Annotated in this window: 19 protein-coding genes; 8 read left to right on the top strand and 11 right to left on the bottom strand. The window is 62.3% G+C overall.

Annotated features, from left to right (window positions below; genetic code table 11):
- Positions 1-35 precede the first annotated feature (35 nt).
- Positions 36-2,627: an EAL domain-containing protein gene (locus tag B0W55_RS18665; protein ID WP_077047404.1), complete on the bottom strand. Its 2,592-nt coding sequence runs from the start codon at positions 2,625-2,627 to the stop codon at positions 36-38.
- A gap of 227 nt (positions 2,628-2,854) precedes the next feature.
- On the bottom strand, positions 2,855-3,073 hold the full coding sequence (locus B0W55_RS18660) for a PLD nuclease N-terminal domain-containing protein (RefSeq protein WP_077047403.1): 219 nt from the start codon (positions 3,071-3,073) through the stop codon (positions 2,855-2,857).
- Between the two features lie 261 nt (positions 3,074-3,334).
- On the opposite strand from B0W55_RS18660, the gene B0W55_RS18655 reads away from it, so the two are divergent.
- A complete protein-coding gene (locus B0W55_RS18655; protein ID WP_077047402.1) occupies positions 3,335-4,114 on the top strand; it encodes a DUF72 domain-containing protein in 780 nt (259 codons plus the stop codon).
- Positions 4,115-4,168: 54 nt separating this feature from the next.
- The gene (locus B0W55_RS18650; protein ID WP_077047401.1) at positions 4,169-4,990 is read left to right on the top strand and encodes an alpha/beta fold hydrolase; all 822 of its coding nucleotides are present in this window, start codon (positions 4,169-4,171) and stop codon (positions 4,988-4,990) included.
- A 142-nt stretch (positions 4,991-5,132) separates the two neighbouring features.
- On the opposite strand, the gene B0W55_RS18645 is transcribed toward B0W55_RS18650, so the two are convergent.
- Together B0W55_RS18645 and B0W55_RS18640 are read right to left on the bottom strand one after the other, a co-directional pair.
- Positions 5,133-5,774 carry a response regulator transcription factor gene (locus B0W55_RS18645; protein ID WP_077047400.1) on the bottom strand — a complete coding sequence of 214 codons (642 nt, stop codon included), beginning with the start codon at positions 5,772-5,774 and terminating at the stop codon, positions 5,133-5,135.
- Between the two features lie 61 nt (positions 5,775-5,835).
- Positions 5,836-11,307, bottom strand: a complete 5,472-nt coding sequence (locus tag B0W55_RS18640; RefSeq protein ID WP_077047399.1) for a trifunctional serine/threonine-protein kinase/ATP-binding protein/sensor histidine kinase — start codon at positions 11,305-11,307, stop codon at positions 5,836-5,838.
- A gap of 332 nt (positions 11,308-11,639) precedes the next feature.
- Here B0W55_RS18640 and B0W55_RS18635 point away from each other — a divergent pair, with 332 nt between their 5' ends.
- Together B0W55_RS18635 and B0W55_RS18630 are read left to right on the top strand one after the other, a co-directional pair.
- Entirely contained in the window at positions 11,640-12,038 is a 399-nt protein-coding gene (locus tag B0W55_RS18635; protein WP_077047398.1) for a response regulator transcription factor, read from the top strand.
- Positions 12,039-12,211: 173 nt separating this feature from the next.
- A complete protein-coding gene (locus tag B0W55_RS18630) occupies positions 12,212-13,138 on the top strand; it encodes an MBL fold metallo-hydrolase (protein WP_077047397.1) in 927 nt (308 codons plus the stop codon).
- Positions 13,139-13,380: 242 nt separating this feature from the next.
- On the opposite strand, the gene B0W55_RS18625 is transcribed toward B0W55_RS18630, so the two are convergent.
- From B0W55_RS18625 to B0W55_RS18615, 3 genes are read right to left on the bottom strand one after another with little or no spacing between them, the layout of a single operon-like run.
- Positions 13,381-14,967 carry an aldehyde dehydrogenase (NADP(+)) gene (locus tag B0W55_RS18625; RefSeq protein WP_077047396.1) on the bottom strand — a complete coding sequence of 529 codons (1,587 nt, stop codon included), beginning with the start codon at positions 14,965-14,967 and terminating at the stop codon, positions 13,381-13,383.
- A gap of 16 nt (positions 14,968-14,983) precedes the next feature.
- A complete protein-coding gene (locus B0W55_RS18620; RefSeq protein ID WP_077047395.1) occupies positions 14,984-16,201 on the bottom strand; it encodes a fumarylacetoacetate hydrolase family protein in 1,218 nt (405 codons plus the stop codon).
- Positions 16,202-16,231: 30 nt separating this feature from the next.
- Positions 16,232-18,016, bottom strand: a complete 1,785-nt coding sequence (locus tag B0W55_RS18615; RefSeq protein ID WP_077047394.1) for an IlvD/Edd family dehydratase — start codon at positions 18,014-18,016, stop codon at positions 16,232-16,234.
- Between the two features lie 283 nt (positions 18,017-18,299).
- Here B0W55_RS18615 and B0W55_RS18610 point away from each other — a divergent pair, with 283 nt between their 5' ends.
- Both B0W55_RS18610 and B0W55_RS18605 read left to right on the top strand, forming a co-directional pair.
- Positions 18,300-19,337 (top strand): LacI family DNA-binding transcriptional regulator, encoded by a 1,038-nt coding sequence (locus B0W55_RS18610; RefSeq protein WP_077047393.1) that lies wholly within the window; start codon positions 18,300-18,302, stop codon positions 19,335-19,337.
- 186 nt (positions 19,338-19,523) lie between these two features.
- A complete protein-coding gene (locus B0W55_RS18605; RefSeq protein WP_077047392.1) occupies positions 19,524-20,873 on the top strand; it encodes an MFS transporter in 1,350 nt (449 codons plus the stop codon).
- 108 nt (positions 20,874-20,981) lie between these two features.
- Here the strand turns inward: B0W55_RS18605 and B0W55_RS18600 are convergent, their stop codons facing one another.
- Positions 20,982-21,599 (bottom strand): isochorismatase family protein, encoded by a 618-nt coding sequence (locus B0W55_RS18600; RefSeq protein ID WP_077047391.1) that lies wholly within the window; start codon positions 21,597-21,599, stop codon positions 20,982-20,984.
- A 184-nt stretch (positions 21,600-21,783) separates the two neighbouring features.
- On the opposite strand from B0W55_RS18600, the gene B0W55_RS18595 reads away from it, so the two are divergent.
- The gene (locus B0W55_RS18595) at positions 21,784-22,710 is read left to right on the top strand and encodes a LysR family transcriptional regulator (RefSeq protein ID WP_256576364.1); all 927 of its coding nucleotides are present in this window, start codon (positions 21,784-21,786) and stop codon (positions 22,708-22,710) included.
- 39 nt (positions 22,711-22,749) lie between these two features.
- On the opposite strand, the gene B0W55_RS18590 is transcribed toward B0W55_RS18595, so the two are convergent.
- The gene (locus B0W55_RS18590; protein ID WP_077047390.1) at positions 22,750-24,168 is read right to left on the bottom strand and encodes an aldehyde dehydrogenase family protein; all 1,419 of its coding nucleotides are present in this window, start codon (positions 24,166-24,168) and stop codon (positions 22,750-22,752) included.
- A gap of 110 nt (positions 24,169-24,278) precedes the next feature.
- On the opposite strand from B0W55_RS18590, the gene B0W55_RS18585 reads away from it, so the two are divergent.
- Positions 24,279-25,181, top strand: a complete 903-nt coding sequence (locus B0W55_RS18585) for a LysR family transcriptional regulator (protein WP_077047389.1) — start codon at positions 24,279-24,281, stop codon at positions 25,179-25,181.
- A 102-nt stretch (positions 25,182-25,283) separates the two neighbouring features.
- On the opposite strand, the gene B0W55_RS18580 is transcribed toward B0W55_RS18585, so the two are convergent.
- On the bottom strand, positions 25,284-26,228 hold the full coding sequence (locus B0W55_RS18580; RefSeq protein WP_077047388.1) for an electron transfer flavoprotein subunit alpha/FixB family protein: 945 nt from the start codon (positions 26,226-26,228) through the stop codon (positions 25,284-25,286).
- Positions 26,229-26,244: 16 nt separating this feature from the next.
- A partial coding sequence (locus B0W55_RS18575) for an electron transfer flavoprotein subunit beta/FixA family protein (RefSeq protein WP_139340935.1) occupies positions 26,245-26,787 on the bottom strand: 543 nt, incomplete at its 5' end.

The following is a 26,787-nucleotide window of genomic DNA, read 5'->3' as shown; positions in this document are numbered from 1 at the left end:
AGGCTTTTGGGGAGTCATTGGCGGCCTGCGGGTATTCAAGCGAACACAGGGCTGCGGGATTCGTGCAGCAGTTGGGCAAAGGCTTCTCGATCGACCGGCCGGCTCATGAAATAACCCTGCACTTCATGGCACTGGTCCGCGCCGAGAATCCCCAACTGTTCCTCGGTTTCCACCCCTTCGGCGGTCACCGTCAGGCCCATGGCCTTGCCCAGGCCGATGATGGCCTGCACCACCGCGCGGTCGTTGCCGCCGCTGGCGATCGAGGCGATGAAGCGCTTGTCGATCTTGATGCCATCGAAGGGGTAGGCGCGCAGATAGCCCAGGGAGGAATAGCCGGTGCCGAAGTCGTCCATGTTAAGGCGCACCCCCAGTTCCTTCAGGGCGTTCATGGTGGTCAGCGCGCCGTCGGTGTCGTTGAGCATTACGTTTTCGGTGATTTCCAGTTCCAGGCGACTGGCGGGGAACCGCGTCTGCACCAGCACTTCGCGCACATCCTCGACCACGTCGCTGAGGGCGAATTGGGCGGGGGAGAGGTTCACTGACAGGAGGATGTCATGGGGCCAGGTCAGCGCCGTTTCACAGGCCTCGCGCAGCACCCAACGGCCCAACGGCACGATCAGGTCGGTCTGTTCGGCCAGGGGAATGAACTTGTCCGGCCCGAGCAAGCCCTGAGTCGGGTGCTGCCAGCGCACCAGGGCTTCGACCGAGACGATCTGCTTGCCGTCGACCTTGTAGCGCGGCTGGTAATGCAGCACCAACTCGTTGTTCTTCAGCGCACGGCGCAAATCGTCTTCCAACTGCAGGCGACTCTGGATCTGCTCGCTCATGTGCGACTCGAAATAGCACCAGGTGTTCTTGCCCTCGGCCTTGGCCTTGTACAGGGCGATGTCGGCGTAGCGAATCAGATCGCTGGGGACGTGGCTGTGGCGACGGCTGAGGGCGATGCCGATGCTGGCGCCGATCTGCAACGAATGCCCCTCATGCAGCACCGGTTGGTGCAGGCTGCCGATCAGGCGGGTGCAGAATTTGTCGATTTCGTGATGGCTGTCCATGCCATGCAGCACCACCACGAACTCATCACCACCTAGGCGCGCCACAATGTCGTTGTCGCGGGTGTATTCACGCAACCGGGCGGCGACCTGCAGCAACACCGCATCGCCCGCCGGGTGGCCGAGGGAGTCGTTGATTGGCTTGAAGTTGTCCAGGTCGATCATCAGCAGCGAAAGCGGCGGGGCGTGCTCTTTCTGCAGCAGGGCTTCATCGAGGTAGCGCGCCAGTTTGTTGCGGTTGGGCAGGCCGGTCAGCGCATCGTGCATCGACAGGTGTTGAATCTGCGCGTGGGCGGCCACCTCATCGGTGATGTCGCTGGCGGTGCCGCGGTAACCGATCACCCTGTCCTTGTACAGGATCGGCCGCGCTGACAAGCGGCAGAAACGCTGCTGGCCGGATTGATCGCGGTAGGTGCAGCGCAGGTCGCGGGCGTTGGTTTCTTCCGCCCGTTTTTGCAGCCACAGGTCCAGCGGCGTGGTGTCGCAATACAGCAGTCGCTCAATGTTCTGGCCCAGCCATTGTTCGGCGGCAAAACCTGTGACCTCGCTGAAGCGCCCGGAAAGGTAGGTGATGCACTGGGCCTTGTCGATTTCCCAGATCCAGTCGGAGGCCGCTTCGGCGACCGCACGGAAACGCTCTTCGCTGGCTTCCAGGGCGTGGTTGGCCGATTCCAGCGCCTGGTTCGACGCTTGCAGTACCGCGTAGCTCTTGTCGACATAGCGGGAGGAGCGCAGCGCATGGCGGAAAAAGTAGGCGGTCAACAGCATCAGCACCGTCATGGTGCCGCCCAGCGCCGGCATCAGCGACCACAGCAGATGCTGGCCGGGGCGCTGCATCTGGGCGATCAGGCTGAACCCGGTGCTGTCCAGGGGCACCCGCGGCTGGTCCGGATCGATCGTCTCGTCCGCCGCGAGGGACAAGTGACTGAGGCCGTAGCTGTCGCCCAGTTCTTTCAGTTTGGCGGGGGTCAACTGGTCGACGAACAGCAGCACCGAGGTCGATTGCGGGCTTTCCAACAGATGTTCGTCATTGGGGATCACGGCGGCGGCTGTGACCAGGGCCGGTTGGCCTTCGAACAAGGTGTAGGTGCTGATCGGTTTGGTCAGGTCTTTGGACCGATGAACCTGCTCGACCAGTGCGGGCGCCGAGGCCTGGATAAACCCTGAGATGTCGGCCTGGACCCATTCACCGCGAATCACCGCGTATTTGGTCTGGTCGCGATCGATGACGAACACGCCTTCGTAGCCATCGGTGGTGTACAGGGTCTTGCCGACATTCTCCTGCGTGTAGGCCCAGTCGATGTCGACCACACCGTTGAAGTGCTCGAAGGCCGGCGTCCAGTACGAGTAGCTGGTCATGTAGTTCTGTGCGTTGGCGATCCTGTTTTCCAGGGCCCTGGCGGAGTAGAACCGGACATTGGCGGCATCCTCGGCATCCAGGTGGCTGGCGATGCTCACCAGCACCGCGCCCGCCACGCACACCCCGGTGATGAACAGCGCGCCCACGGCAAGGGCCAGGCGTCGAGTGACAGCACTCTGGCGAGTGGGGAGGGGAGCTGCTGGGGATGAAAGGTCCATTTCCGCGTCCTTGATCCAGTTTCACTGCATCTAGAGGGGCGGATCGGGTGGAACGTTCAGTGTTTGTTGGGGGCGTGGCCGGGGTGGTCCCTATGTGGGAGCGAGCCTGCTCGCGATAGCGGAGCATCAGCCAAAGAATCCATTGGCTGACACTGCGCTATCGCTGGCAGGCCAGCTCCCACAGGATGTATGGCGTCCCCCGGATTTCGCGAACAATACCCCCTCAACTACTGCCGCGCCTGGGCCGAATTCGGGTTGTGGCTGATCTGCTTCGGTCCGGTCAACGCCCACAGGATCAGGCCGATCACGGGCACGAACACGATCACCACCATCCACACCCCCCGGGTGCTCGCTTTGCCTTCGCTCTTGCGCAGCCGGTTGATCGCCCACAGCTCAATCAGCAGCAGTACAACGGCCGCAACAATCCAAGTCGTTTCGATATGCATGGGTTACCTCCTGATAGTCCTTCGGTTAGGTGGTTGGTGATCGGCAGGGTTCATTAAATTTGTGTGGGTGTTGTGAAGGATTCACGTCGGCAACGACCACTGATCAGCCATGGCTGTTAAAAAAAGGAACGCCGTTTCATCGGTGAACCCTTAGTCATTGGGCGTTCTTCCTGACAGGCTGAGGAGTGATGCTATGCGACCTCGACGACAACCCGGCATTCGTCGGCACAGGGGTGACCACGCTGTAGCGGGGTGCAGCCAATGAACCGTCAACCGATCTACATCGGCTGCGCCGGCTGGAATCTGGGGCGCGAGTATTGGCCTGCTTTCGCCACTGAGGGCACGCACCTGCAGCGCTATGCCTCGCGACTCAATGGCGTTGAGATCAACAGCTCGTTTTATCGCCCGCACCGCCAGCAGACCTATCGACGCTGGGCCGAGAGCGTGCCGGATGCTTTGCGATTCAGCGTCAAGGTGCCCAAGCAGATCACCCACGTGTTGAAGTTGCAGCGCTGCGAGCAGGCATTGGACGAGTTCCTGGCGCAGTGCTGCGGCTTGCAGGATCGCCTGGGTTGTCTACTGTTGCAGCTACCGCCGTCGTTGGCATTCGATGAATCGGTCGCCGTGGCGTTTTTCACCGCGCTGCGAAGCCGCTTTGCCGGTCATGTGGTGCTGGAGCCTCGACATGAATCCTGGGTCGCCGCCGAACCCATGCTGGTGCAGCAACGCATCGCCCAGGTCGCCGTTGATCCATCGCGCATCAGCACCGATGCTGCGCCCGGTGGCTGGCCGGACGTGCAGTATTGGCGGCTGCACGGTTCACCAAGAATCTACTACAGCGCCTATCAACCGCCCTGGCTCGATGAACTGGCGCTCAAGCTGCAGGCCGCCGCTGACCAGGGCGTGGCGACCTGGTGCATTTTCGACAACACCGCCAGCGGTGCGGCGTTGGGCAATGCGCTGGCGTTGCGTGCGCTGTGCCCGAATGGGTCGATGGGAAATAGCACGTACGTACAATCTGCGCCCTGTCACCCGCGCTAAGTTAACTGTTTAACGCCGCAACCTCGTCTTCTACCAGCAAAAGGACAGAACGATATGAGCACCTTTACCACGCGCGACGGCACCGAGATTTTCTACAAGGACTGGGGCACCGGTCAGCCCATCGTTTTCCACCACGGCTGGCCCCTGAGTGCCGACGACTGGGACGCGCAGATGCTGTTCTTTCTGTCCAAGGGCTACCGCGTGATCGCCCATGATCGCCGTGGTCATGGACGCTCGACGCAGACCGCCACCGGCAACGAAATGGACACCTACGCGGCGGATGTGGCGGCGCTGGTCGCTCACTTGAAGCTGGAAGGGGCGGTGCATGTCGGCCACTCCACCGGTGGCGGTGAAGTGGCGCGCTATGTGGCGCAACACGGCGCTGGCAAGGTCAGCAAAGCGGTTTTGATCGGTGCGGTGCCGCCGGTGATGGTCAAGTCCGCCAGCAATCCCGGTGGCCTGCCGCTGGACGTGTTCGACGGCTTCCGCTCGGCGCTCGCCGCCAACCGGGCGCAGTTCTACCGGGAAGTGCCGGTGCCGTTCTACGGCTACAACCGTGAGGGCGCCGAGGTCAGCGAAGGCATCAAGGACAACTGGTGGCGCCAGGGCATGATGGGCGGTGCCAAGGCTCATTACGACTGCATCAAGGCGTTCTCGGAAACCGACTTCACCGAAGACCTGAAAAAGATCACGGTGCCGGTGTTGATCATGCATGGCGACGACGACCAGATCGTACCGATCGCCGATTCGGCCGAGCTGGCGATCAAACTGGTCAAGAACGGTACGCTCAAGGTCTACAAGGGCTACCCGCACGGCATGTGCACCACGCACCCGGATGTCATCAACGAGGATCTGTTGGCGTTTATCAAGGGTTGAAGGGTAGAGCCCTGTAGGAGCTGGCGAAGGCTGCGATCTTTTGATGTTGCGCTTGAAACTCAAGTGCACGGGAAAAAATCGCAGCCTCGTTTCACTCGGAAGCTCCTACAGAGTGGCGGTGTGTCCGGATGCCGTAAGTGCCTCAGACATCCCCCAACGCCTCCGCCATCCGCACCAGATCAGCAAACGATTTGGCGTGCATCTTTTTCATCGCATGGCCGCGATGGATCTTTACGGTGACTTCGCTCAAGTTCATTTGCCCGGCGATCTGTTTGTTCATCAGGCCCTTGACCGCCAGGGCCATGACTTCTTTTTCGCGGGCCGTCAGGGTCTGATAGTGGGCCTGCAGGTCGCAGGACAACTGCTCGACTTCACGGCGCTTGATGTCTGTTTGCAGCGCCGCCGACACCGCATCCAGCAGGTCCTGCTCACGGAATGGCTTGGCGAGGAAATCCACGGCGCCGGCCTTCATCGCCTTGACCGACATCTCGATGTCGCCATGGCCGGTAATGAAAATGATGGGAATGTTCACATGGGCATCGACCAACTGACGCTGGAACTCCAGGCCGCTGGCGCCCTGCAACCGAACGTCGAGCACCAGGCACCTGGCGCCGTCGGATTTTGGGTGCAGTAGAAATTCTGCGGTAGAGGCGAATGTCTCAACGGCAATGCCAGCGGAACGGAACAGGTTACTCAGGGCCTGGCGAATGGAGGCATCGTCATCCACCACGAAGACGATCGAGCCGTGGCTGCGTGGCTCGCTGGACGGAGGACTCGCTTTCATAGGCTGTTACCTTGGGTTTTTGGCAGAAAAAAAGTGTAGCACTGCGATCGGTCAGGGACCGTCATTGAGTTGGACATGGCGCCACCGGCAGCGTGAACTGCAGATTGGCGCCCCGGGGCAGGTTGGCGCTGGCCCACAGTCGGCCGCCATGGGCTTCGATGATCGAGCGGCAGATGGACAGGCCCATGCCCATGCCTGTGGGTTTGGTCGTGTAGAACGAGACGAATATCTGCTCGGCATCGTCCGACATGAACCCCGGCCCGGAGTCGCTGACGCTGACCCGCACACTGCCGGTATCGTCCAGCGCCGCGCTGATGTGCAACCGGCGTTCGCCTTCGCTGACGGCATTCATCGCCTCCAGGGCATTCATGATCAGATTGAGCAGTACCTGCTGCAGCTCCACGCGGTCGCCTTCGATCAACGGCAGCGTCTGCGACAGTTGAGTGTGAATCGTGGCACCGCTCTTGATGATCTGGCCGCGGGTGAACTCGATCATTTCGGCGATAGCGGCGCAGATATCCATCGCTTCCTTTTGCGGCGGTGCCTTGCGGATATGGCTGCGGATACGACCCAGGACATCCGCGGCCCGATTGGCATCGATGATGAGGCTGCCCAGCACGGTCTGCACTTCTTCGATCTGCGGCGGTTGAGCGTTGAGCCAGCGCACTGCCGCGTTGGCGTTGAGGATGGCCGCGGCGATGGGCTGGTTGACTTCGTGGGCGATGGACGCCACCAATTGCCCCATGGTCGCGACACGGTTGGCGTGGGCCAGCTCGGTTTGCACCTCGCGATAACGGCGTTCGCTTTCGCGGATCTTTTCTTCGGCCTGCTTGCGCTCGGTCAGGTCCAGAACGAACGCGACCCCTTCCTTGCGGCTGGCCTCGAACAAGGCCAGACCGACAATGACCGGCAGGATTTGCCCATCCTTCTTGAAATACGCTTTCTCGTAGGGTTGGGCGTACCCGGTTTCGACGGCCTGGGCCAGGGAGCGCTCGCTCAGCTCGGTGTAGTCCGGCGTCGTCAGGTCTCTCCAGCGCAACAGGCCGGACTCCAGATCCGCTCGCTCGTAGCCCACCATGCGCAGAAACGCATCGTTGGCCTCGACAATATCGCCCTCGGCGTTCCACACCACGATGCCGATGATGTTGGCATCGACCAGGCGGCGGATTTTCGATTCGCGTTCCTGGACGTCGCGGTACAGGCGGGCGTTTTCCAGGGAGATCGCCGCCTGGGTCGCCACCAGCTTCAACACGGCGATCCGGGCCGGGCTGAACACGTGGGCGGTGAGGTTGTTTTCCAGATAGAGCGCACCGGTCAGTTCGGCCTGGTTCATCAAGGGCATGCACAGCACCGAGCGCGCGCGGTGGTGGCGGATGTAAGGGTCGGTGGCGAATTGCGCCTGGGCGGCGGCGTCACCCAGGAACACGTTTTCCCGGGTGCGCAGCACATGATAGAGAACCGATTCCGGCAGCAACGTCGCGCTCACCGGCTCGTCCCGCAGCAGGGTCGAGTGGCCCGCCGTGTTCACTTGCGCGGCGATGCGGTGCTCGCCACCGCGCGACAGGATCAGCAGGCCACGCTCGGCACCCGCTTGTTCGATGGCCGTGCGCATCACCATCTCGATCAGCTTTTCCAGGACAATTTCGCCCGACACGGCTTGTGACACCTTGATCACGGTGGCCAGGTCCAGGTGCTCGACCGAGGTGGCCATGGTGGTGGTCGGGCCGAGCGCGCGGGCTTCGGTGCGCAGCGACGGATACTGTGCCTCAAGCTGGCGGACCTTGCCGTCAGCGCCCCAGCACAGGTACCCATAGCGAGCATCCTGCAGATACACCCGGGCTATTTTGTCCAGGCCGCGGGCGGCGTAGAAGCGCGACGCCAGTTCGTTGGCCAGCGCTTCGATATGCACGAAACCGCTCTCCTGCGCGGCATGGATCGCCTGCTCATAAAGCCGTTCGGCCTCCAGCACGCGGCCTCGGACCCGGGCCATTTCGGCGTGGACGAGTTCGGCGCGGCTGGCGAAATTGGCCGGGCACTGTTCTGCCCAGACCTGCAATTGCCGGTGATGGTCGGCCATCACGCTCAAGTGCTGCCCATGCTCCTGGGTCGGGAGGCTGTCGCACCAGGCGGCGCGGGCCAATGCGTCATAGAAGGCATACTCGGCTTCTTCGAAAAACAGGTAGGAAGTCCAGAGCAGTTGCCGGGCTTTGGCGGCGGCCTGCAGGGCGGCCTGTGGATCCCCGGCCATGTAGCGGGCCTGCAGTTTGCGCACCCAATACCAACACTCGGCCAGTGCCAGGTCCGGTGTACTGGTCAGGTGGGCTTCTGTGGCGCGCTCGTCGAACTGCCCGTCGTCGAAACAACCGAATGTCGGCGTCAGGCCGCGCAGCATTCGCATCAGTGCAAGCTGGGTGTCGATGAAGTCGACCACCAGGCCGAACCGCACTTTTTTCGCGTACTTCAAGCCACGCTCGGCTTCGTTTTGCACCTCGGTCAGGGGTTCACCGGCAAACAGCGAGTCCGACGCCTGGCTGTTGCCTGCATAGGCACCGTATGGCAGGTCGCCGATCCGATTGGCGGCGACAAAGGAGCGGCGCAGCAGCGCGCGGCATTTGGCGACGGGTTTCATCCAGCGCACGGCGAAATTGGAGAAGCACAGGTAGGTGCTTGGCTCGAAGCGCTTCAGACCGCGTCGATCCACCAGTTCGCAGGCCAGTTGGCCAAAGCGGAAGCCGGCCTGATAGTCACCGAAACGTCGCCCCGCGACCCTGAAGGCATTGGCGTAGTGCACGCAGGAGGCGTCAGCGTTGCCCATCTCCAGGCTGAGGCAGATCGCCATGCAAATCGACAGACAGGCCAGGTTCGCATCGGTCTGCAGGGCCGGCGGAAACAGCTTGCCCAGGGCACTGACGGTCATGAGGGTGGCGGGGTCCTCCATCATCGGCGAATCGATCAGTTCCTCGATGGTCCGGTTGCCCAATGATGTCCAGATCTGCTCGTACTCCAGGCGCACTTCTTCGTCGCTGGGGTGGGCTGACCATTCGACGCCCACATGGCGCATGTAGTCCAGGCACACGGTGACCGCGCTGTCGCTGCGATCGAGCAACAGGTAGACGTCCATCTGCAGGCACGCGACGCTGCCCCGCTCGATGGTCGTCGTGGCGCGGCTGGACAGCTGGATCAAACGCTCATCGGCGGCCGTCAGTTGCCCGGTCAGCAGCTCACATTCGGCGCGGTTCAACGCCAGCGCAAAGGTCAGCTCATGCAGCCGCCCCCAGCTGTCCTCGTCCAGCAACTGCGCGCCGCTGGCCAGGTATTTGAGCGCCGAGGCGTAGGCGGTCGACGCCTTGGCGCGCTGGCCGGCCGTCAGGTTGTACGCGGCCAGTTGCTCGCGCTCGGCCCGGTCGGTGAGCAGGGTCGCGCCGCTGTTGAGTTGGCCGACGATCTGGAAGATCGTGTCTTCCCATGCCTCGGCCGGGGTCAGCGCGGCCAGCAGTCGCCCGATGCGCAGGTGTGCCTGGGCGCGGGACTCGACCGGGATCAGGGAATAGGCGGCTTCATGAATACGGTCATGGACAAAGCCGTAGGCACCCTCCAGCGTTTGCACCAGTTCCTGGCGGATGGCTTCCCACAGCACGCTGCGAATCTGCGTTTCGGGGATGCCCAGTACGCTCGACAGCGTGGCACTGCTGGCAACGTTGCCCAGGCATGCCAGTTGTTGCAGCGCCTGCTGGGTTTGCAGCGGCAGGCGGGTCAACTTGCCGACCATCAGGTCGACAATGTTATCGGTGTAACCCTTGGCGTGGATGCGATCGGGGTTCCAGCTCCACTGGCGTGCGTCATGATCGAACGTCAGCAGCTTCTCGTCGGCGAGGGTCTGCAGGAACTGGATCACGAAAAACGGATTGCCCGCGGTTTTGTCCAGCACCAGTTGGGCCAGGGGTTCGACGCGGGGCAGTTCGTCGTGAATCGCGTCAGCGATCAGTTGTTCGATGTGAGCCTTGGCCAGCGGCGCGAGCATGATTTCATCGATTTTTCCCCCCGCGTTGCGAATCGCCTTGAGTTTGCCGGTCAGCGGGTGGCTGTCATCCACCTCGTTGCTGCGGTAGGCCCCCACCAGCATGAGGTGGCGCACATCCGAGCTGGTGAGCAGGTCCTCCAGCAGGTCGAGTGTCGCCGCATCCAGCCATTGCAGGTCGTCGAGAAACAGGGCCAGCGGGTGCTCGGCCCGTGCAAACACCCCGATGAAGCGCCTGAACACCAACAGAAAGCGACGTTGCGCCTGTTGCGGCTCCAGGGGCGGAACGGGAGGCGGTTCGCCAATGATCAGTTTGAGTTCCGGAATCAGGTCGGTCATGAGCCGCGCGTTGGCATCCAGCGCGGTTTGCAGGGCGTCGCGCCATTGCATCAGTTGTGTGTCGTTCTTGCCCAGCAAGGTGCGGACCAGGCTCTGAAAGGCTTGCACCAGGGTGGAGTAGGGGATGTCGCGCCGGTATTGATCGAACTTGCCGGTGGCGAACAAGCCCCGCGGCGGCACCAGTGCCTTGTGCAGTTCATTGACCACCGAGGATTTGCCTATGCCGGAATAGCCGGTGACCAGCACCAGTTCCGGGGCGCTGCTGGCGATGATCCGGTCGAACGCGGCGATCAGCGTGCTGACCTCGTGCTCACGCCCATAGAGTTTTTCGGGGATCAGCAACCGATCCGAGGTCCCTTGTTCGCCCAGGGCAAAGGGTTCGATGCGGCCTCGCGACTGCCAGTCTGCCAGGCAGCGGCGCATGTCATGTTCAAGGCTGGCGGCCGTCTGATAACGCTCCTCGGCGGTCTTGGCCAACAGCTTCATCACGATCTGCGAGAGCAGTCCGGGGACGGTTTCGACCCGCACGCTTGGCGGCTGCGGTTGTTTGGCGATATGGCAATGCACCCACTCGATCGGGTCGTTGGCGGTGAACGGCAACGAACCGGTGAGCATCTCGTAGAACGTGACACCCAGGGAGTAGAGGTCACTGCGCGAATCGATCGAGCGATTCATCCGGCCGGTCTGTTCCGGGGCCATATAGGCCAGCGTGCCGGCGATGGTCTCAGGGGCCTGGCGTTCGCGGGGCAGTCGTGAGGTGAGGCCGAACCCGGTAAAACGGGTGTGGCCGTCGGTGCAGTTCACCAGGATATGGCTGGGCTTGATGTCTTTGTGGACCAGGCCACGCTGGTGCAGTTTGCTCAGGGCCTGCGCCGTGCTGATGGCAATGCGCAGGAACGTCTCGGTGCCCATGGGCGCGACCAGCAGCTTGACCAGCGGCGTGCCCCCCGGGTCTGCCAGCACCAGTCGAATGAGTGCGCCTTCGCGCACCAGTTCGAGCGGTCGCACCGCCCAGGCGTCATCCAGTTTGTCCTTGAGGGCAAACTCGTGGCTCAGACGGCCCAGGCAGGCGGGCAGTGGTTGTTCGCTGATGGGGCGCGCCACCAGGACTGTGCGGCTGTCGGGGTGCAGCTCCCGACAGAAGGTGCGTTCGCCATCGTCCCAGAGTATTTGCATGCTGATATCCGTCGGGGTGGGGGCAACAGGGGGGTACTTTGCCGTTACGCCGGGATCCAGAATGGCGCGAAGTGCCCTCGTGGCAACCTTTCCAGACTTATAAGATTAGCCGCTTGCAGGGCAGGCAGAGGTCTGGCCTGGCATGTTTTCGTGGGGCACATGCCCGGGAGTGTAGGCAGGGTGGTGGCAGTCGTCACTCATACATGGGTTTAGGGCAGGACGGACGCGGCACTAATACTTAAGTGTTGTTCAATTGCACGCAGGTGTGGTTTTCCAACTTCCGACAGTACGTATATCGTGGTGATGACAGACGATGGCACGAGCCAACCCTAATGAATCAGGCCATACGTAACTCGATGCTCATAGCCATTCTCGATGATGACGATTCTGTTCGAATGGCTCTGGACAGCCTGTTGCGCTCCATGGGCTATAAAGTCCGAACCTATTCCAGCGCTTTGCAGTTCCTCTATTCCAAAGACATGGCACAGACCCGTTGCCTGGTATCGGATGTCCAGATGCCGGGCGTCAGCGGTGTCGAGTTGTATGAGCGACTGGTGGCAATGGGTTACTGCATCCCTACGATTTTCATCACGGCCTACCCGGAAGCGGTTGCGCACCTGGGCACAAGTGCGCCCAATGTGATCGCGTGCCTGCCTAAACCCTGCGACGCCAACAAGCTGCTCAATTGCATTGAAACAGCCACTGCCGACTGGGCTGGCAGCGTTCTGTAGTTATCCGGCGCTCATACCTTCTGCCGAGAATGATCACCCTAAGGCGCAATGTTTCTATACCCGGGTATGGTATCGAACGTGGTGCGCCGCGATGCAGACTCTTTCCACGGGCAACAGCCGCACTTTCACGCTGACAGTGGGGCCTTGCCGAACCAGGCGAGAGGAGAGTGACCATGACGACGCAACAGAACTGCAGCACCCGACAGGCTGCGACGAACGCGGGTTTCGAAGAGCTGGTGCCTTCGCGCTATGCCGTGCGGGTCGGTGAGATCGACGTGCTGGTGATCAGCGACGGCGTGCTGCCGCTGCCGACTTCGACCATGTCCACCAATGCCGACCCGGCCGCCCGCGCTGCGTGGTTCAAGGACATGTTCCTGGGGCCGGACGCGTTCGACTGGGCGCTCAACGTACTGGTCGTACGCAGTGGCGAGCAGGTGATTCTGGTCGACGCCGGGCTGGGCGGGCAGTTCCCCGGCTTTCCGCGGGCCGGGCAGTTCCCCAAGCGACTGGCGGGCGCCGGCATCGATCTGGAATCGGTCACCGACGTGGTGATCACCCACATGCACATGGACCATATCGGCGGCCTGTTGGTGGACGAAGTGAAAAACCGCTTGCGTCCCGACGTGCGCATCCACGTCACCGCGACCGAAGTCGCGTTCTGGGAGTCGCCCGACTTCACCCACACCGAAATGCCGTCGCCGGTGCCGGATGTACTGCGTGCCACCGCCAACGAGTTCATGGAGGTGTATCGCAGCCGGGTCCGGACATTCGATGATGAATATGAAGTGGCGCCCGGCGTGGTCGCCAAGCTCACCGGCGGGCATACACCGGGGCACTGCGTGGTGTACGTGAACTCCGGCGGCGAGCGACTGACCTTCGCCGGGGACGCGCTGTTTCCGGTGGCCTTCGAGCATCCTGACTGGCACAACGGCTTTGAGCATGATCCCGAGGAGTCGGTGCGGGTCCGGGTTCGCTTGATGCAGGAAGCGGCGGCGAGCGGCGAGTTGTTCGTAGCCACGCACTTGCCGTTCCCGTCGGTAGGGCGGGTGGCGGTGGAGGGGGATGCGTTTCGCTGGGTGGCGGCGTTCTGGGATTTTTGAATGGGTACCCGTGCATTTCTGTAGGCGAGCTTGCTCGCGATAGAGGCCAGGCCGTTGCGGGGTGTCAGGCAACCTATTCATTGACTGATCCACCGCCTTCGCGAGCAAGCCCGCGCCCACAGGGAGCGGGTTCAATCGCACAGTTGAGGGTGGCTTTCAGACCGCCATCGCTGGCAAGCCAAGCGCCCTCGCCACGGGTGAGCGCCAGTGGGGGAAGGGGAGAGTTCGATCTCCCCGCTTTATTATTGACCCAGGGCTTGAGGGGTGTTGATGCCGTCCACCAGCCGCTGGATCCCCAGCGGATTGGCGTTTTTCAGCGCGTCCGGCAGCAGGTTGTCCGGGTAGTTCTGGAAGCAGATCGGCCGCAGGAAACGGTTGATCGCCAGTGTACCCACGGACGAGCCCCGTGCATCGGAGGTGGCGGGGTAAGGCCCGCCGTGAACCATGGCCTCGCACACCTCGACCCCTGTCGGGTAGCCATTGAGCAGCAGCCGTCCGGCCTTCGTTTCCAGCATCGGAATCAGCCCGGCGAATGCGTCCAGATCGGCCGGTTGCGCAATCAGAGTCGCGGTCAGTTGCCCTTGCAGGCCTTGCAGGGCCTGTTCCAGCTGCCGGGCGTCGTTAACGGCGACGACGATGACCACCGGGCCAAAGACTTCATGCTGCAGCAGTGGATCATTGTCGATCAGCAGTTGGGCATCGGCTGCGAACAACTGCGGATGAGCCTGGCCACCTTCTTGAGGGCGACCGGCGAGAGCGTGAATCTGCTCATGTTCGCGCAGTCGACCCAGGCCATCGGCGTAATTGCACAGCCCACCGGCGTTGAGCATCGTGTGGGCAGGCTGGGCGTTGACCTGGCGGGCCAGCTCATCGAGGAACGCATCGAACTCGGCAGAGCGTATGCCGATCACCAGGCCTGGCTTGGTGCAGAATTGCCCGGCACCCAGCACCACGGAGGCGCTCAGTTCAGCCGCCACGCTTGCACCGCGCTCCTTGAGCGCCTCAGGCAAAACGATCACCGGATTGACGCTGGACATCTCCGCGAACACTGGAATGGGCTCGGGTCGTGCCGCCGCCATGTCACACAGGGCACGGCCTCCCTTGAGCGAACCGGTGAAGCCTACGGCCTTGATTGCCGGGTGCTGGACCAGCCAGGCGCCGACCGTGCCGCCGTAGATCATGTTGAAGACCCCAGCGGGCATTTCGGTTTTTTCGGCTGCGCGAATGATGGCCGAGGCCACCCGTTCGGCGGTTGCCATGTGGCCTGGGTGAGCCTTGAACACCACCGGGCAACCGGCCGCGAGCGCGGCGGCGGTATCGCCGCCGGCGGTGGAGAATGCCAGGGGGAAATTGCTGGCACCGAAGACCGCCACCGGGCCGATGCCAATGTGGTACTGGCGCAAGTCCGGGCGTGGCAATGGCTGGCGGTCGGGCAGCGCACGGTCGATGCGCGCGCCGAAGAAGTCACCGCGTCGCAGCACCTTGGCGAACAGCCGCATCTGGCCGCTGGTTCGCGCGCGCTCACCCTGGATACGGGCCGCCGGGAGTGCCGTTTCACGGCACACCGTCTCGATGAACGCCTCGTCCAGTGCGTCGAGCTCATCGGCGATGGCGTCGAGGAACGCGGCGCGTTGACCCACAGCGATCGCGCGGTAGAGCGGGTAGGCAGTGGCGGCCGCTTTGGCGGCGGCATCCACTTCTTGCTGCGTGGCTTCGGTGAAGAAACCCGGCAATGGCTCACCCGTGTTGGCGTCGAAGCTTTGCAGGCGGGTGTGCCCTTGGGCACTGCGTGCGCCGTTGATGAAGTTGTGTCCGGTATCTGCGCTCATGAGGATTCTCGTCGGGTTAGCGTGGCGTGATCGCGGCACTGACCAGGCCACGGCCGTGCAAGTTTTCGAGCAATGCACGGTAGCCCATTTGCCAGGCTGGCGCGCGATCGCTGGTGGTCACGCGGTTGATCAGGGTGCCGAAGCGGCTGCTGCTGATGGCGACCCTGTCACCTTCTTTGTGGGTAAAGCCTGCGCCGGGCAAGTCACGGTCTTGCTTGGGGGCGAACAGGGTGCCCAGAAACAATACGAAGCCGTCCGGGTACTGATGGTTCTCGTTGAGGGTCTGGGCAACCAGGTCCAGCGGGTCGCGACTGATCTGGTTCATGGAGCTGCTGCCGTGCATGATGAAGCCGTCTTCGCCTTCCACCCTCAGTGCGACTTCGGCGCGGCGCACATCTTCGATGTCGAACGTTTCATCGAACAGGCGCAGCAACGGCCCCAGCGCCGTCGATGCGTTGTTGTCTTTGGCCTTGGACAGCAGCAGGGCGCTACGGCCTTCGAAATCTCGAAGGTTGACGTCATTGCCCAGCGTAGCGCCCTGCACCTTGCCGACGCTGGACACCGCCAGGACCACTTCCGGTTCGGGGTTGTTCCAGCCGGACTTGGGGTGGATGCCGATGGCTGCACCGTAGCCCACGGCCGACAGCGGTTGCGCTTTGGTGAATACCTCGGCGTCGGGGCCGATGCCCACTTCCAGGTACTGTGACCACATGCCTTGGCTGATCAATACTTCCTTGAGGGCCGCGGCTTGTGCGGAGCCCGGCACGATCTGCCCAAGATCGGCACCGATACTCTCCACCAGCGTCGCGCGGATGCTCTGGGCCTTGGCCGGGTCGCCCTTGGCCTGCTCTTCGACCACGCGCTCGAGCATGCTGGTGGCAAAGGTCACCCCGGCGGCTTTTACCGCTTGCAGATCGATCGGTGCCAGCAGCCACGGCTGCGACTCATCGCGCAGGCACGCATCGCTGTTGCGCAGCAGCGCATCGATACCGATCAGCGGGTGTTCCAGCGGCAGGCTGCGCAGGTACGCCACCGGGTCATCGAGTTCGAGCAGCGCTGACACGGTTGCCACTCGCGGGCTGATGTCATGGACCTGACCGTCCTTGAGCAGGATTACGGCGGGCCCCGGGTTGTCCCCCGGGATCCAGACGCGACCGACCCAGGTGCCCTGGGCGAAGTCTTGAGCCGGGATATTCGATGACGCCAGTGGCGTTGAAGCGGATGTTTGCGACATGAACGAAGCCTTCCTGGGAAAATGGACGAATCAGTGGGAATGACGGGGATTGCCGCTGCGCGCGATGACACGCAGGTGCAGGGTCGCCGGTTCCAGGCAGCCACCGGTCGAGAGTTGGCCGACCTGCTGCCGGTAGATCTCCTGCCAGGGCGTCTGCGAGGCCGGTACGGTGGGCTTGAACGCCGCCTGGCGCCGGGCCATTTCACTTTCGTCCACCAGCAGATCGACACGCCGGGCGTTGAGGTCGACGCGCAGACGGTCGTTGGTCTCGAGCAGGCCGATGCCGCCGCCGACAGCGGCTTCCGGGGACATGTTGAGAATCGACGGGCTGGCCGAGGTGCCGCTTTGGCGCCCGTCGCCCAGGCAGGGCAGGGAGTCGATGCCGCGTTTGATCAGGGCTGCGGGAGGCGCCATGTTGACCACTTCGGCGCTGCCTGGATAACCCACGGTGCCGCAGCCGCGGATGACCAGAATGCAGCGCTCGTCGATGTCCAGCGCGGGGTCATTGATGCGGGCGTGATAATCCTCGGGACCTTCGAACACGATGGCCCTGGCTTCGAAGCTGTTTTCCGCCCCCGGTTCGGACAGGTAGGTCTTGCGGAAGGCTTCGCCCACCACCGACATCTTCATGATCGCGCTGTCGAAGAAATTGCCGCTCAACACGATGAACCCGGCACGTTGAATCAACGGGTCTTCATAGGCGTGGATGACGTCGGTGTCGCTGGCCGCCGCGTTGCTGACGATCTCGCCAATGGTCTTGCCGCTCACCGTGCCGCAATGTTCGTGCAGCCGTCCGGCTTTTTTCAGTTCGTGCATGACCGCCGGCACGCCGCCGGCGCGATGGAACCCTTCGCCCAGGTATTTGCCCGCCGGCATGCAGTTGACCAGCAGTGGCACGTCTTCACCGATACGCTGCCAGTCCTGCAGGCTCAGATCGATGCCGCTATGGCGGGCAATCGCGATCAGGTGCGGCGGGCAATTGGTGGAGGCGCCCAACGCCGAGGCTACGGCAATGGCATTCTCGAAGGCTTCGCGGGTCATGATCTGCGAAGGGCGGATGTCCTGGCGCACCATGTCGACGATGCGCTTGCCGGTGGCATAGGCCATTTGCCCACGCTCACGATACGCCGCCGGGATGCTCGCGCAGCCGGGCAGGGACATGCCCAGTGCTTCGGCCAGGGCGTTCATCGACAGCGCGGTGCCCATGGTGTTGCAGTGTCCGATCGACGGGGAGGCGGCCGTGGTCATTTCCATGAAGCCTTCGTAGTCGATCTCACCACTGGCCAACAGGTTGCGCGCATGCCACAGCACTGTGCCGGAGCCAATCAACTGGCCCTTGTGGTGGCCATCGAGCATCGGGCCGCCCGACAGTACGATCGCCGGGATGTCGACGGTCGCCGCCGCCATGAGGCAGGCCGGGGTGGTCTTGTCGCAGCCGGTGGTCAGCACCACGCCATCGAGCGGGAAGCCATGCAGAATCTCGACCAGGCCCAGGTAGGCCAGGTTGCGATCCAGGGCCGCCGTGGGGCGCCGGGTCTGTTCAGCCATCGGGTGCACCGGGAACTCCATGGGAATGCCCCCCGCATCGCGGATGCCAGCCTTGGTGCGCTGCGCCAGTTCGAGGTGATGACGATTGCACGGCGCAAGATCGCTGCCGGTTTGGGCGATGCCGATGATCGGGCGACCCGACTGCAACTCCTCGCGGGTCATGCCGTAGTTCATGAAGCGTTCGACGTAGAGCGCGGTCATGTCCGCATGGCTGGGATCGTCGAACCATTGTTGGCTTCGCAGGGGCAGGGGGGTGGTTCCAGACATTGTTTTTATCTCTTGTTGGAGGCCGATCGACGGCGCGATGAACAGCGGGCGACTGCGGTGAAACCGTCACGATGACGAGCATCGGCCAGCGTTCGAATGTCTCGATGTTACCGGTAACAATTTTTTTGTAAAGACCCGTTTTCGATGTTCCACCGGCGCGGCAGGCAGCCTGCAAGCAGCAGAGGTGTGCCTGTTGGCGCCCATGTATAATCAGCGACCATCAGCGTTGGCGGCAGTGTGTTCAGGACCTGCCCGGTCATTTTTCAAGTCAAACAGGACGTCCATGAGTCACGAGGATTTAGGCAAAAGCACGACCCCGCCACGAATGGCCGATGTCGCCAAACTGGCCGGGGTGTCGAAGATGACGGTTTCCCGTGTCCTGGCCGGTCGCGATGTGTCCGAGCGCACCCAGCAGCGTGTCCACGCGGCGATCGAAAGCCTGGGCTACTTGCCTGATGCCTCTGCCGGAACCCTGTCGACCGGGCGTTCGGAATTTATCGTCGCCCTGGTGCCGTCGCTGGCCAGTTCCAACTTTGCCGACACCGTGCGCGGCTTGAACGATGTCGTCAGCGAACAGGGCCTTTGCCTGTTGCTGGGTGACACCGATTACCACCTCGAGCAGGAAGCGTTGCTGGTACGCACGCTGCTGCGCCATCGTCCGGTGGGTGTGATGCTCACCGGCAGTGCGCACCTGGAGGAAACCCGCAAGTTGCTGCGCCAGGCCCAAGTGCCCGTGGTCGAGACCTGGGACATCCCGGCCGACCCTATCGAGCAATCCGTGGGGTTTTGCAACGTGTCGGCCGCCGCCGCGCTGTACGAGCACCTGCATCGGCAAGGCTATCGACGAATCGGCTACATCGGCGGTGCGTCGGTCCTCGATCACCGTGGTCAGCAACGCCAGCAGGGTTACCTGCAGGCTGTGGCGGCGCTCGGGGCAGGGCAGCCACGGGTGATGGAGTATGGCGAATCGCCGATCACCATGAGTCATGGCGGAGAGTCGGTGAAGCGATTGCTGGAAAAGTGGCCGGATACCGACGCGGTGATGTGCGTGAGTGACCTGTCGGCCTTCGGCGCGATCATGGAGTGTCATCGACAGGGGCTACGGGTTCCCGCCGACATTGCGATCGCCGGTTTTGGTGATTTCGAAGTCTCGCGTTACTGCACCCCGACCATCACCACCGTCTCGGTCGACCCCTACGGCATTGGCCGGCGTGCGGGTCAATTGCTGGTGGCCAGCGCCGCCGCGGCGCGTCTTGGGCTGGACCGGCCCAGGGAAAGCGACGTGGTCGAATTCAAGATCCTGGCGCGCGAAAGTACCTGAAGTTTTTTAACCGGGCGCGCTTGCACTGCGCCGAAAGTAATTGCTAAATTAAAAATGTTACCGGTAACAGGCTAACTTGCAGGCTACTTTCTCCCGTGCGGATCACCCCCCCATCAGTCCGGTGAACTCAAGGCTGCAAGCCAAAACAAAAACAATCGGCATGACAACATGCCTTGAGGTCAACACATGGAATCTGTATCTCAGCGTCCTCTCGAAGGAGAGGGCTCGACGGCGCTCACCTCCGAGGATCGTACCTACCGCAAGGTCATCCTGCGTATTCTGCCGATCCTGCTGTTCTGCTACATGGCGGCGTACCTGGATCGGGTGAACATCGGCTTCGCCAAGCTCGATATGCTCAACGATCTGCAGTTCAGCAACACCGTCTATGCGCTCGGTGCGAGCATTTTCTTCTGGGGCTATTTCCTGTTCGAAGTGCCCAGCAACCTGTTTCTCCACCGCTTTGGCGCGCGCCTGTGGATCGCTCGCATCATGATCTCCTGGAGCATTGTCTCCATGGCCGTGGCATTCACCGTGCCGCTGGCGAAGTTTTTCCACATCGAGTCGGAAACGATGTTCTACGTGCTGCGCTTCCTGCTCGGGATATGCGAAGCCGGTTTCTTCCCGGGTGTGATTCTTTACCTCAACTACTGGTTTCCAACCCATCGCCAGAGCCGCGTCATGGCCGGGTTTCTGATGGCGATGCCGATCAGCCTGACGTTGGGCGGGATCCTCTCGGGTTGGCTGATGGGTGCGATGCAGGGCGTGCATGGCATGGCCGGCTGGCAGTGGATGCTGATCATCGAGGGCATCCCGTCGCTGATCATGGCCGTGGTCGTGGTGACGTTGCTGGTCGATAAGATCGACAACGCCAAGTGGTTGACGACCGCCGAAAAAAACATGCTCAAGAACAACCTCGACCGTGATAACACGACGAAGGCGTCCAGTCTTCGGGACGTTATCTTCAATGGTCGGGTGTGGTTGCTGGTGCTGATTCTGCTGACCTTCAACACCGGGTTTTACGGACTGGCGTTCTGGATGCCGACGATCATCAAGGCCACCGGTATTTCCAATACCTTGCACATCGGCTTGTTGACGGCCATTCCGTACGCGACCGCCGTCGTGGCCATGACGCTCAACGCCTGGCACTCCAACAAGACCGGCGAGCGCCGACTGCACGCGGCAATCCCGGCGTTCATCGGCGGAATGGGACTGATTGGCAGCGCCTTCTTCGCCCATAACCTGCCGGTGTCGATTTTCTTCCTCAGCGTATCCGCCTCGGGGCTGCTGAGCCTGATGCCGATCTTCTGGACACTGCCGGGCACCGTGTTGTCCGGTGTCGCGGCGGCAGCGGGCATCGGCATGATCAACGCCATCGGCAACCTCTCGGGGTTCACCGGTTCGATGATTACCGCCACCGCCGAGACGCTGACCGGTGACATGAACAATGGCACCTATGTCCTGGGTGGTTGCCTGCTGGTCAGCTGTGTGCTGATCCTGCTCATTCCCAAAGCGATGCTGGCCAAAGACAAGGCATGACATTGCTGCAACCGTGCTTGAACGCGCCCGGGTCCTGAAAAATCCTGAGATGTTCGGCCCCGGGCACGGCAGGCAAAGGGCGACGGCAATACCGTCGCCCTTTGCCATTCAGGCGTTGGCCGCCATGAAGCTGGCGAGCGCGTTGCCATAGAACGGCAAGTGCACGCCCATGATCTGGGCCAGTGTTTCGCCTGTGGTGTGACGCCAGTCACGCTGCAATTCGGCCGCGACCGCAACCCAGGTCATCGGCACCACTCCCGCCTGCACCATGCGCGCGACAGCCACTTCCTGTACCAGTTTGCTCCAGGTGCCGGAGGCGTCGATGACGGCATAGACCTCGTAGCCGGCCTTGATGGCTGACAGCGCCACGAAGGTGACACACACCTCAGTCGACACACCGGCCACGATCAACTTCTTGCGCCCGGTTTTCTCAATGGCATTGACGAATGCCTGATTGTCCCAGGCATTGATCTCGCCCGGGCGATGGATGACCGGGGCACCGGGCAGTGTCTCGGTGATGATCGGCAGCACCGGACCGTTCGGGCCGTCCGCGGCACTGGTGGTGATGATGGCAGGCAGGTCGAAAGCCTTGGTCAGCTTGGCCAGGGCGGCCACCGCCGTCATGTACTCGGGAAGGCTTTGGTCCTGGATGCCATTGGACAGGCCAGTCTGGTGATCGACAAACACAATCGCGGCATTCTCAGCAGAGAGACGATCGTAGCTCATGGGATTTCTCCTTGGGTTGAGTCGGCTTGCTGCCGGGGAACCGCCCCGTCGATACCCTGGTCATGGCTCCATGGGAGTCGCGGTATGGCAACAGGCGGCGCGGTTTCGATGCGATAACTGTAATCGATGCAATAATCATCGATAAGATGGTCAAATCACCCAAGACTGTTGCAGGACTGCACTAATGATCGATGACCTGAACGACCTTCAGTATTTCGTCCTCGTGGTACGACATAAGGGTTTCACGGCCGCCTCGAAGGTTTCGGGCGTGGAAAAGACCCGTTTGAGTCGCAGGGTGGCGGAACTGGAATCGCGGTTGGGCGTGCGCCTGCTCAATCGAACCACTCGGCAAATCGCCCTGACCGAAGCAGGCTCGAATTTTTACGCGCAGTGCCTGACCGTGGTCGAAGGGGCCAATCTGGCCTTCGACAGTATCGCCAACCTGCAGTTGGAGCCTGCGGGCATGGTCAGGCTCAGTTGCCCCCAGGTCATGGCTGAAACCTACCTGTCGCCGATCCTGCCGGGTTATCTGCTGACTCATCCCAAGGTGCGGCTGGAACTCAATGCCACGGATCGAGAGGTCAATCTGATCGAGGAGGGTTTCGATCTGGCGCTGCGGGCTCGACCGCAGATCGAGGACTCGTCCGGGCTTGTCGCTCGACGACTGGGGGTGGCTCGGCGTGTGCTGGTCGCCAGCCCGGCCTTTCTGGCCCGTGTCGGCCCGTTGCAATCGCCGGAGGATCTCAAGGGTGTGGACACCATCTGCAGGCCCGGCGATGTCCAGGAAGGGAAGGGCAGATGGGTGCTGGAAAACGGCGCGGGCAACTGCCTTGTCACCCACACCCCGCGCTTGCTTTCCGACGATCTGAGGATGCAACTGGAGACGGCGATCCAGGGCCTGGGCGTGGCATTGCTGCCGGAGCCGATCGCTTCACCGGCGATCCAGCGCAATCAACTGGAACTGGCCCTTCGAGGCTGGACGGGCGCCGAGCATGTCATTCATTTGTTGTACCCCAAGCCCAAAGGCATGCTGCCCTCGGTGCGAAGCCTGATCGACTACCTCGCCATTCATCTACCCGCAAGCATCGAGCAGCACAACGTCGTCAACTGAAAGAGCGATTCCGGGAGGCGACCTGCGCTGCCCTGGCGTTCAAGCGGACACGATCGTTTTGGCCTCCAGAAACGACTCCAGGCCAACGACCCCGAACTCTCTGCCGATGCCCGACTGCTTCACCCCGCCGAACGGCGCCAGCAGTTCAGGTGCGACCCGGTTGATCAGCACGGTGCCGGCTTCGAGTCGCGACGCCATGGCGTGGGCGCGCTCGTGACTCGTTGAGAACACATAGGCCTGCAAACCGTAGACGGTGCCGTTGGCGAGCTCGATGGCGTGTTCGTCGCTGTCATAGGCCATGATTGACAGCACGGGGCCGAAAATCTCGTCCCGGGCGATATCCATCTCGGCGCTGACGTCGGCAAACACCGTTGGGCGCACGAAATAGCCCCGGTCGAGCCCGCTCGGCCTGCCCGGGCCACCGACCACCAGCCTGGCGCCTTGCTCGATACCGCAATGAATGTACTGCTGAACTCGCTCATATTGAGCGAGGTTGACCAGCGGGCCCAGGCTGGTGTCCGGGTCGTGCGGATTGCCCACCCGCAGCGTTGCGACATGGGCCTGGATTGCGCTGATCACCTGCTCGAGCAGCGCTCGAGGCACCAGCAATCGCGTTCCGGCCACGCAAGCCTGGCCGTTGTTCATGAAGGCGCTGTTGACGGCCATTGGAATGGCAGTGGCCAGGTCGGCATCGTCAAGAAGGATGGAGGCCGATTTGCCGGTCAGCGCAAGGCTGACACGCTTCATGCTTTCAACGCCGGCGCGGGCGATCCGTTTGCCGGTCGCTGTGGAGCCGGTGAAGGAGATCTTCGCGATGTCTGGGTGGCGACTCAATTCCTCGCCTGCATCCTGCCCGCGTCCCAGCAACAGGTTGAACACGCCGTCGGGCAACCCGGCCTGGTGCAAGGCCTCGGTCAGTACCCGGGTCTGGAGGGGGCTGAGTTCGCTGGGTTTTATGACGCAGGTACAACCGGCGGCGATCGCCGACGCCAGCTTGCTGCATACCGTGCCCGCCACGCTGTTCCAGGGCGCGATCAGTGCGGACACGCCCACCGGTTCCATCCTGACGGTCGCCGCGCCGATGGGGCGGGTCAACGCATAGTGCTCGAGGATTTGCGCGGCATTGGCAAAACATTGAGCGCTGTACTGACTGATCCATTGCGCCCGTGTGAACACCCCGCCGTACTCCTCGATGGCCGAGTCGCGAATCTGATCGGCACTGGCCAGCACCGCGGCCTGGAGGTGGCCGAGCATTTCGATGCGCTCGGCTTTGCGGGTCCGAGCGAACGCCGGTTGTGCCCGGCGGGCTGCCTGGATGGCGGCTCGGACATCATCGCGGTTCGCCAGCCTGGCCGTGCCCATGACGATTTCTGTCGTGGGGTTGATGATCTGGATGACTTCGGTGCCCTGTACAGGAACGAAGTTGCCGTCGATGTAAGCCTCGCTGATGTTCCACATGGTTGGCCCCTGTCGTTGCGGGAAGTGAAGAGAGGAAGACCAACTTACAGGTTTGAATTGGCGGTGATAATCAGATCAAATGCGGATGAATTATCAAGGAATCCGGAACAATGTATAAAAGCGGCCTTATCGAACTGGAGGTCGTGCTGGCGGTGGCCAAACGGCGTGGGTTTCGCGCCGCGGCCCTGGAGCTGAGCATGTCCACGACCGCTGTGAGCAACGCCGTGGCCAGCCTCGAGGCGAGACTGGGCGTGCGGCTGTTCCATCGAACCACGCGCAGCGTTTCCCTGACAGAAGCCGGGCGACGCTTTGTCGAGCATATCGGTCCCGCCGTGGGCCATATCCAGGAGGCGATGGACACCGTGCTCAACGGCAGCGCGGGCTTGACGGGCACCCTGCGCATCAACAGTTCGTTGGGGGCGGCGCTGATGGTGTTGCAGCCCATTGTGCTGAAGTTCTTGCAGCGCCATCCGGGTATGACGGTTGATATCACCACCGAAGGCAAAATGGTCGACATCATCGACGAAGGCTTCGACGCGGGGTTGCGCCCCTCCGATCGGGTGCCACGGGACATGATTCGCGTACCCGTCACGCCAGGCATAGAGACGGTTGTGGTGGGAGCGCCGGGTTACTTTGCGTCGCGCTCTGAACCCCTCAGCCCGCAGGGCCTGGTCGATCACGTGTGCATACGGGCGCGCATGCCCAGCGGCAGTGCATCGCCCTGGACATTTGTCCATAACGAAAAGCCGCTATCGATTGATGTGCACGGGCCATTGGTCCTGGACACGCCCATCCTGATGCTTGAAGCGGTCAGGCACGGCATCGGGCTTGCGCAGTTGCCACAGTGGTATGTGCGGGACGAATTGGCCGAGGGCCGCCTTGTCGAGGTGTTGGCAGGGTGGAAGCCGGTGACGCCCGGCCTCTCGCTTTACTATGCGGGCCATCGCCATGTGCCCGCGGGGTTGGTGGCGCTGATCGAGCTGATTCATGAGGAATGTCGCTTCGACCGTTGAGTGTCAACGGCTTCAGCGAAGGCCTCACGATCCCCGTAGCAGCCGGACGCAGGCTGCGCCGGCTGCTATGGGTATCACTTCATTGGGCGCTTCAGGAGATCGTCACACCAGCGCAGCCAACTCAGGTACCGCCTCGAACAGGTCCGTCACCAGACCGTAATCGGCCACCTGGAAGATCGGCGCTTCTTCGTCCTTGTTGATCGCAACGATCACTTTGGAGTCTTTCATGCCGGCCAGGTGCTGGATCGCGCCGGAGATACCGACGGCGATGTACAGCTGTGGTGCAACGATCTTGCCGGTCTGACCGACCTGCATGTCGTTCGGTACGAAACCTGCGTCGACCGCAGCGCGGGAAGCACCGACGGCAGCGCCCAGCTTGTCGGCCAGGGCGTACAGGTGTTTGAAGTTGTCGCCGTTCTGCATGCCGCGGCCGCCGGAAACGACGATCTTGGCAGCGGTCAGTTCCGGAAGATCGGACTTGGCCAGTTCTTCGCCGACGAAGCTGGAGATACCAGCGTCGTGTGCAGCGCCAACGGATTCAACCGAAGCGGAACCGCCTTCAGCGGCAACCGGGTCGAAACCGGTGGCACGCACGGTGATCACTTTCACGGCAGCGTTCGACTGAACGGTAGCGATGGCGTTGCCGGCGTAGATCGGACGCTTGAAGGTGTCGGCGCTTTCTACCGAGATGATCTCGGAGATCTGGTCAACGTCCAGTGCAGCGGCAACGCGCGGCAGGATGTTTTTGCCGTTGGAAGTGGCGGCAGCCAGGATGTGGCTGTAGCGCTTGCCCCCTGCTTCTTGAACAAGAGCTGCTACCAGCGGCGCGATGTTTTCCGGCAGTTGGTGAGCGTAGGCGGCGTTGTCAGCGACCAGTACTTTAGCCACGCCCGCGATTTTCGCAGCGGCTTCAGCCACGGCGCCCGCGCCCTGGCCGGCGACCAGAACGTGGATGTCGCCGCCGATTTTGGCAGCGGCAGCCACGGTGTTCAGCGTGGCCGGGGCCAGCACTTTGTTGTCGTGTTCAGCGATTACCAAGATAGTCATGATCCGGCTCCTTATCTCAAAGCACCTTCGCTTCGTTTTTCAGTTTCTCGACCAGTTCAGCCACCGACTTGACCTTGATACCCGCGCTGCGTGCAGCAGGCGCTTCGACTTTCACGGTCTTGTTGGTGGAGGCGGTGGAAACGCCCAAAGCATCCGGAGTCAGCACTTCGAGAGGCTTCTTCTTGGCTTTCATGATGTTTGGCAGGGACGCGTAGCGCGGCTCGTTCAAACGCAGGTCGGTGGTGACGATGGCCGGCAGTTTCAGGGAAACGGTCTGCGCGCCGCCGTCGATTTCACGGGTCACGGTAACGCTGTCGCCGCTGATTTCGACGTTGGAAGCGAAGGTGCCCTGACCGTAGCCGCTCAATGCGGCAAGCATCTGGCCAGTCTGGTTGTTGTCGCTGTCGATGGCCTGTTTGCCAAGGATCACCAGCTGAGGCTGTTCCTTGTCGACAACAGCCTTGAGCAGCTTGGCAACAGCCAGGGAAGTCAGGTCTTCTGCGGATTCGACGAGGATGGCGCGGTCGGCACCCAGCGCCAGCGCGGTGCGCAGTTGCTC

Source organism: Pseudomonas sp. KK4 (assembly GCF_001984065.1).
Taxonomy (GTDB): domain Bacteria; phylum Pseudomonadota; class Gammaproteobacteria; order Pseudomonadales; family Pseudomonadaceae; genus Aquipseudomonas.
Note: the sequence above shows the minus strand (reverse complement) of the source record. Positions and strands in the feature narration are given on the sequence as shown.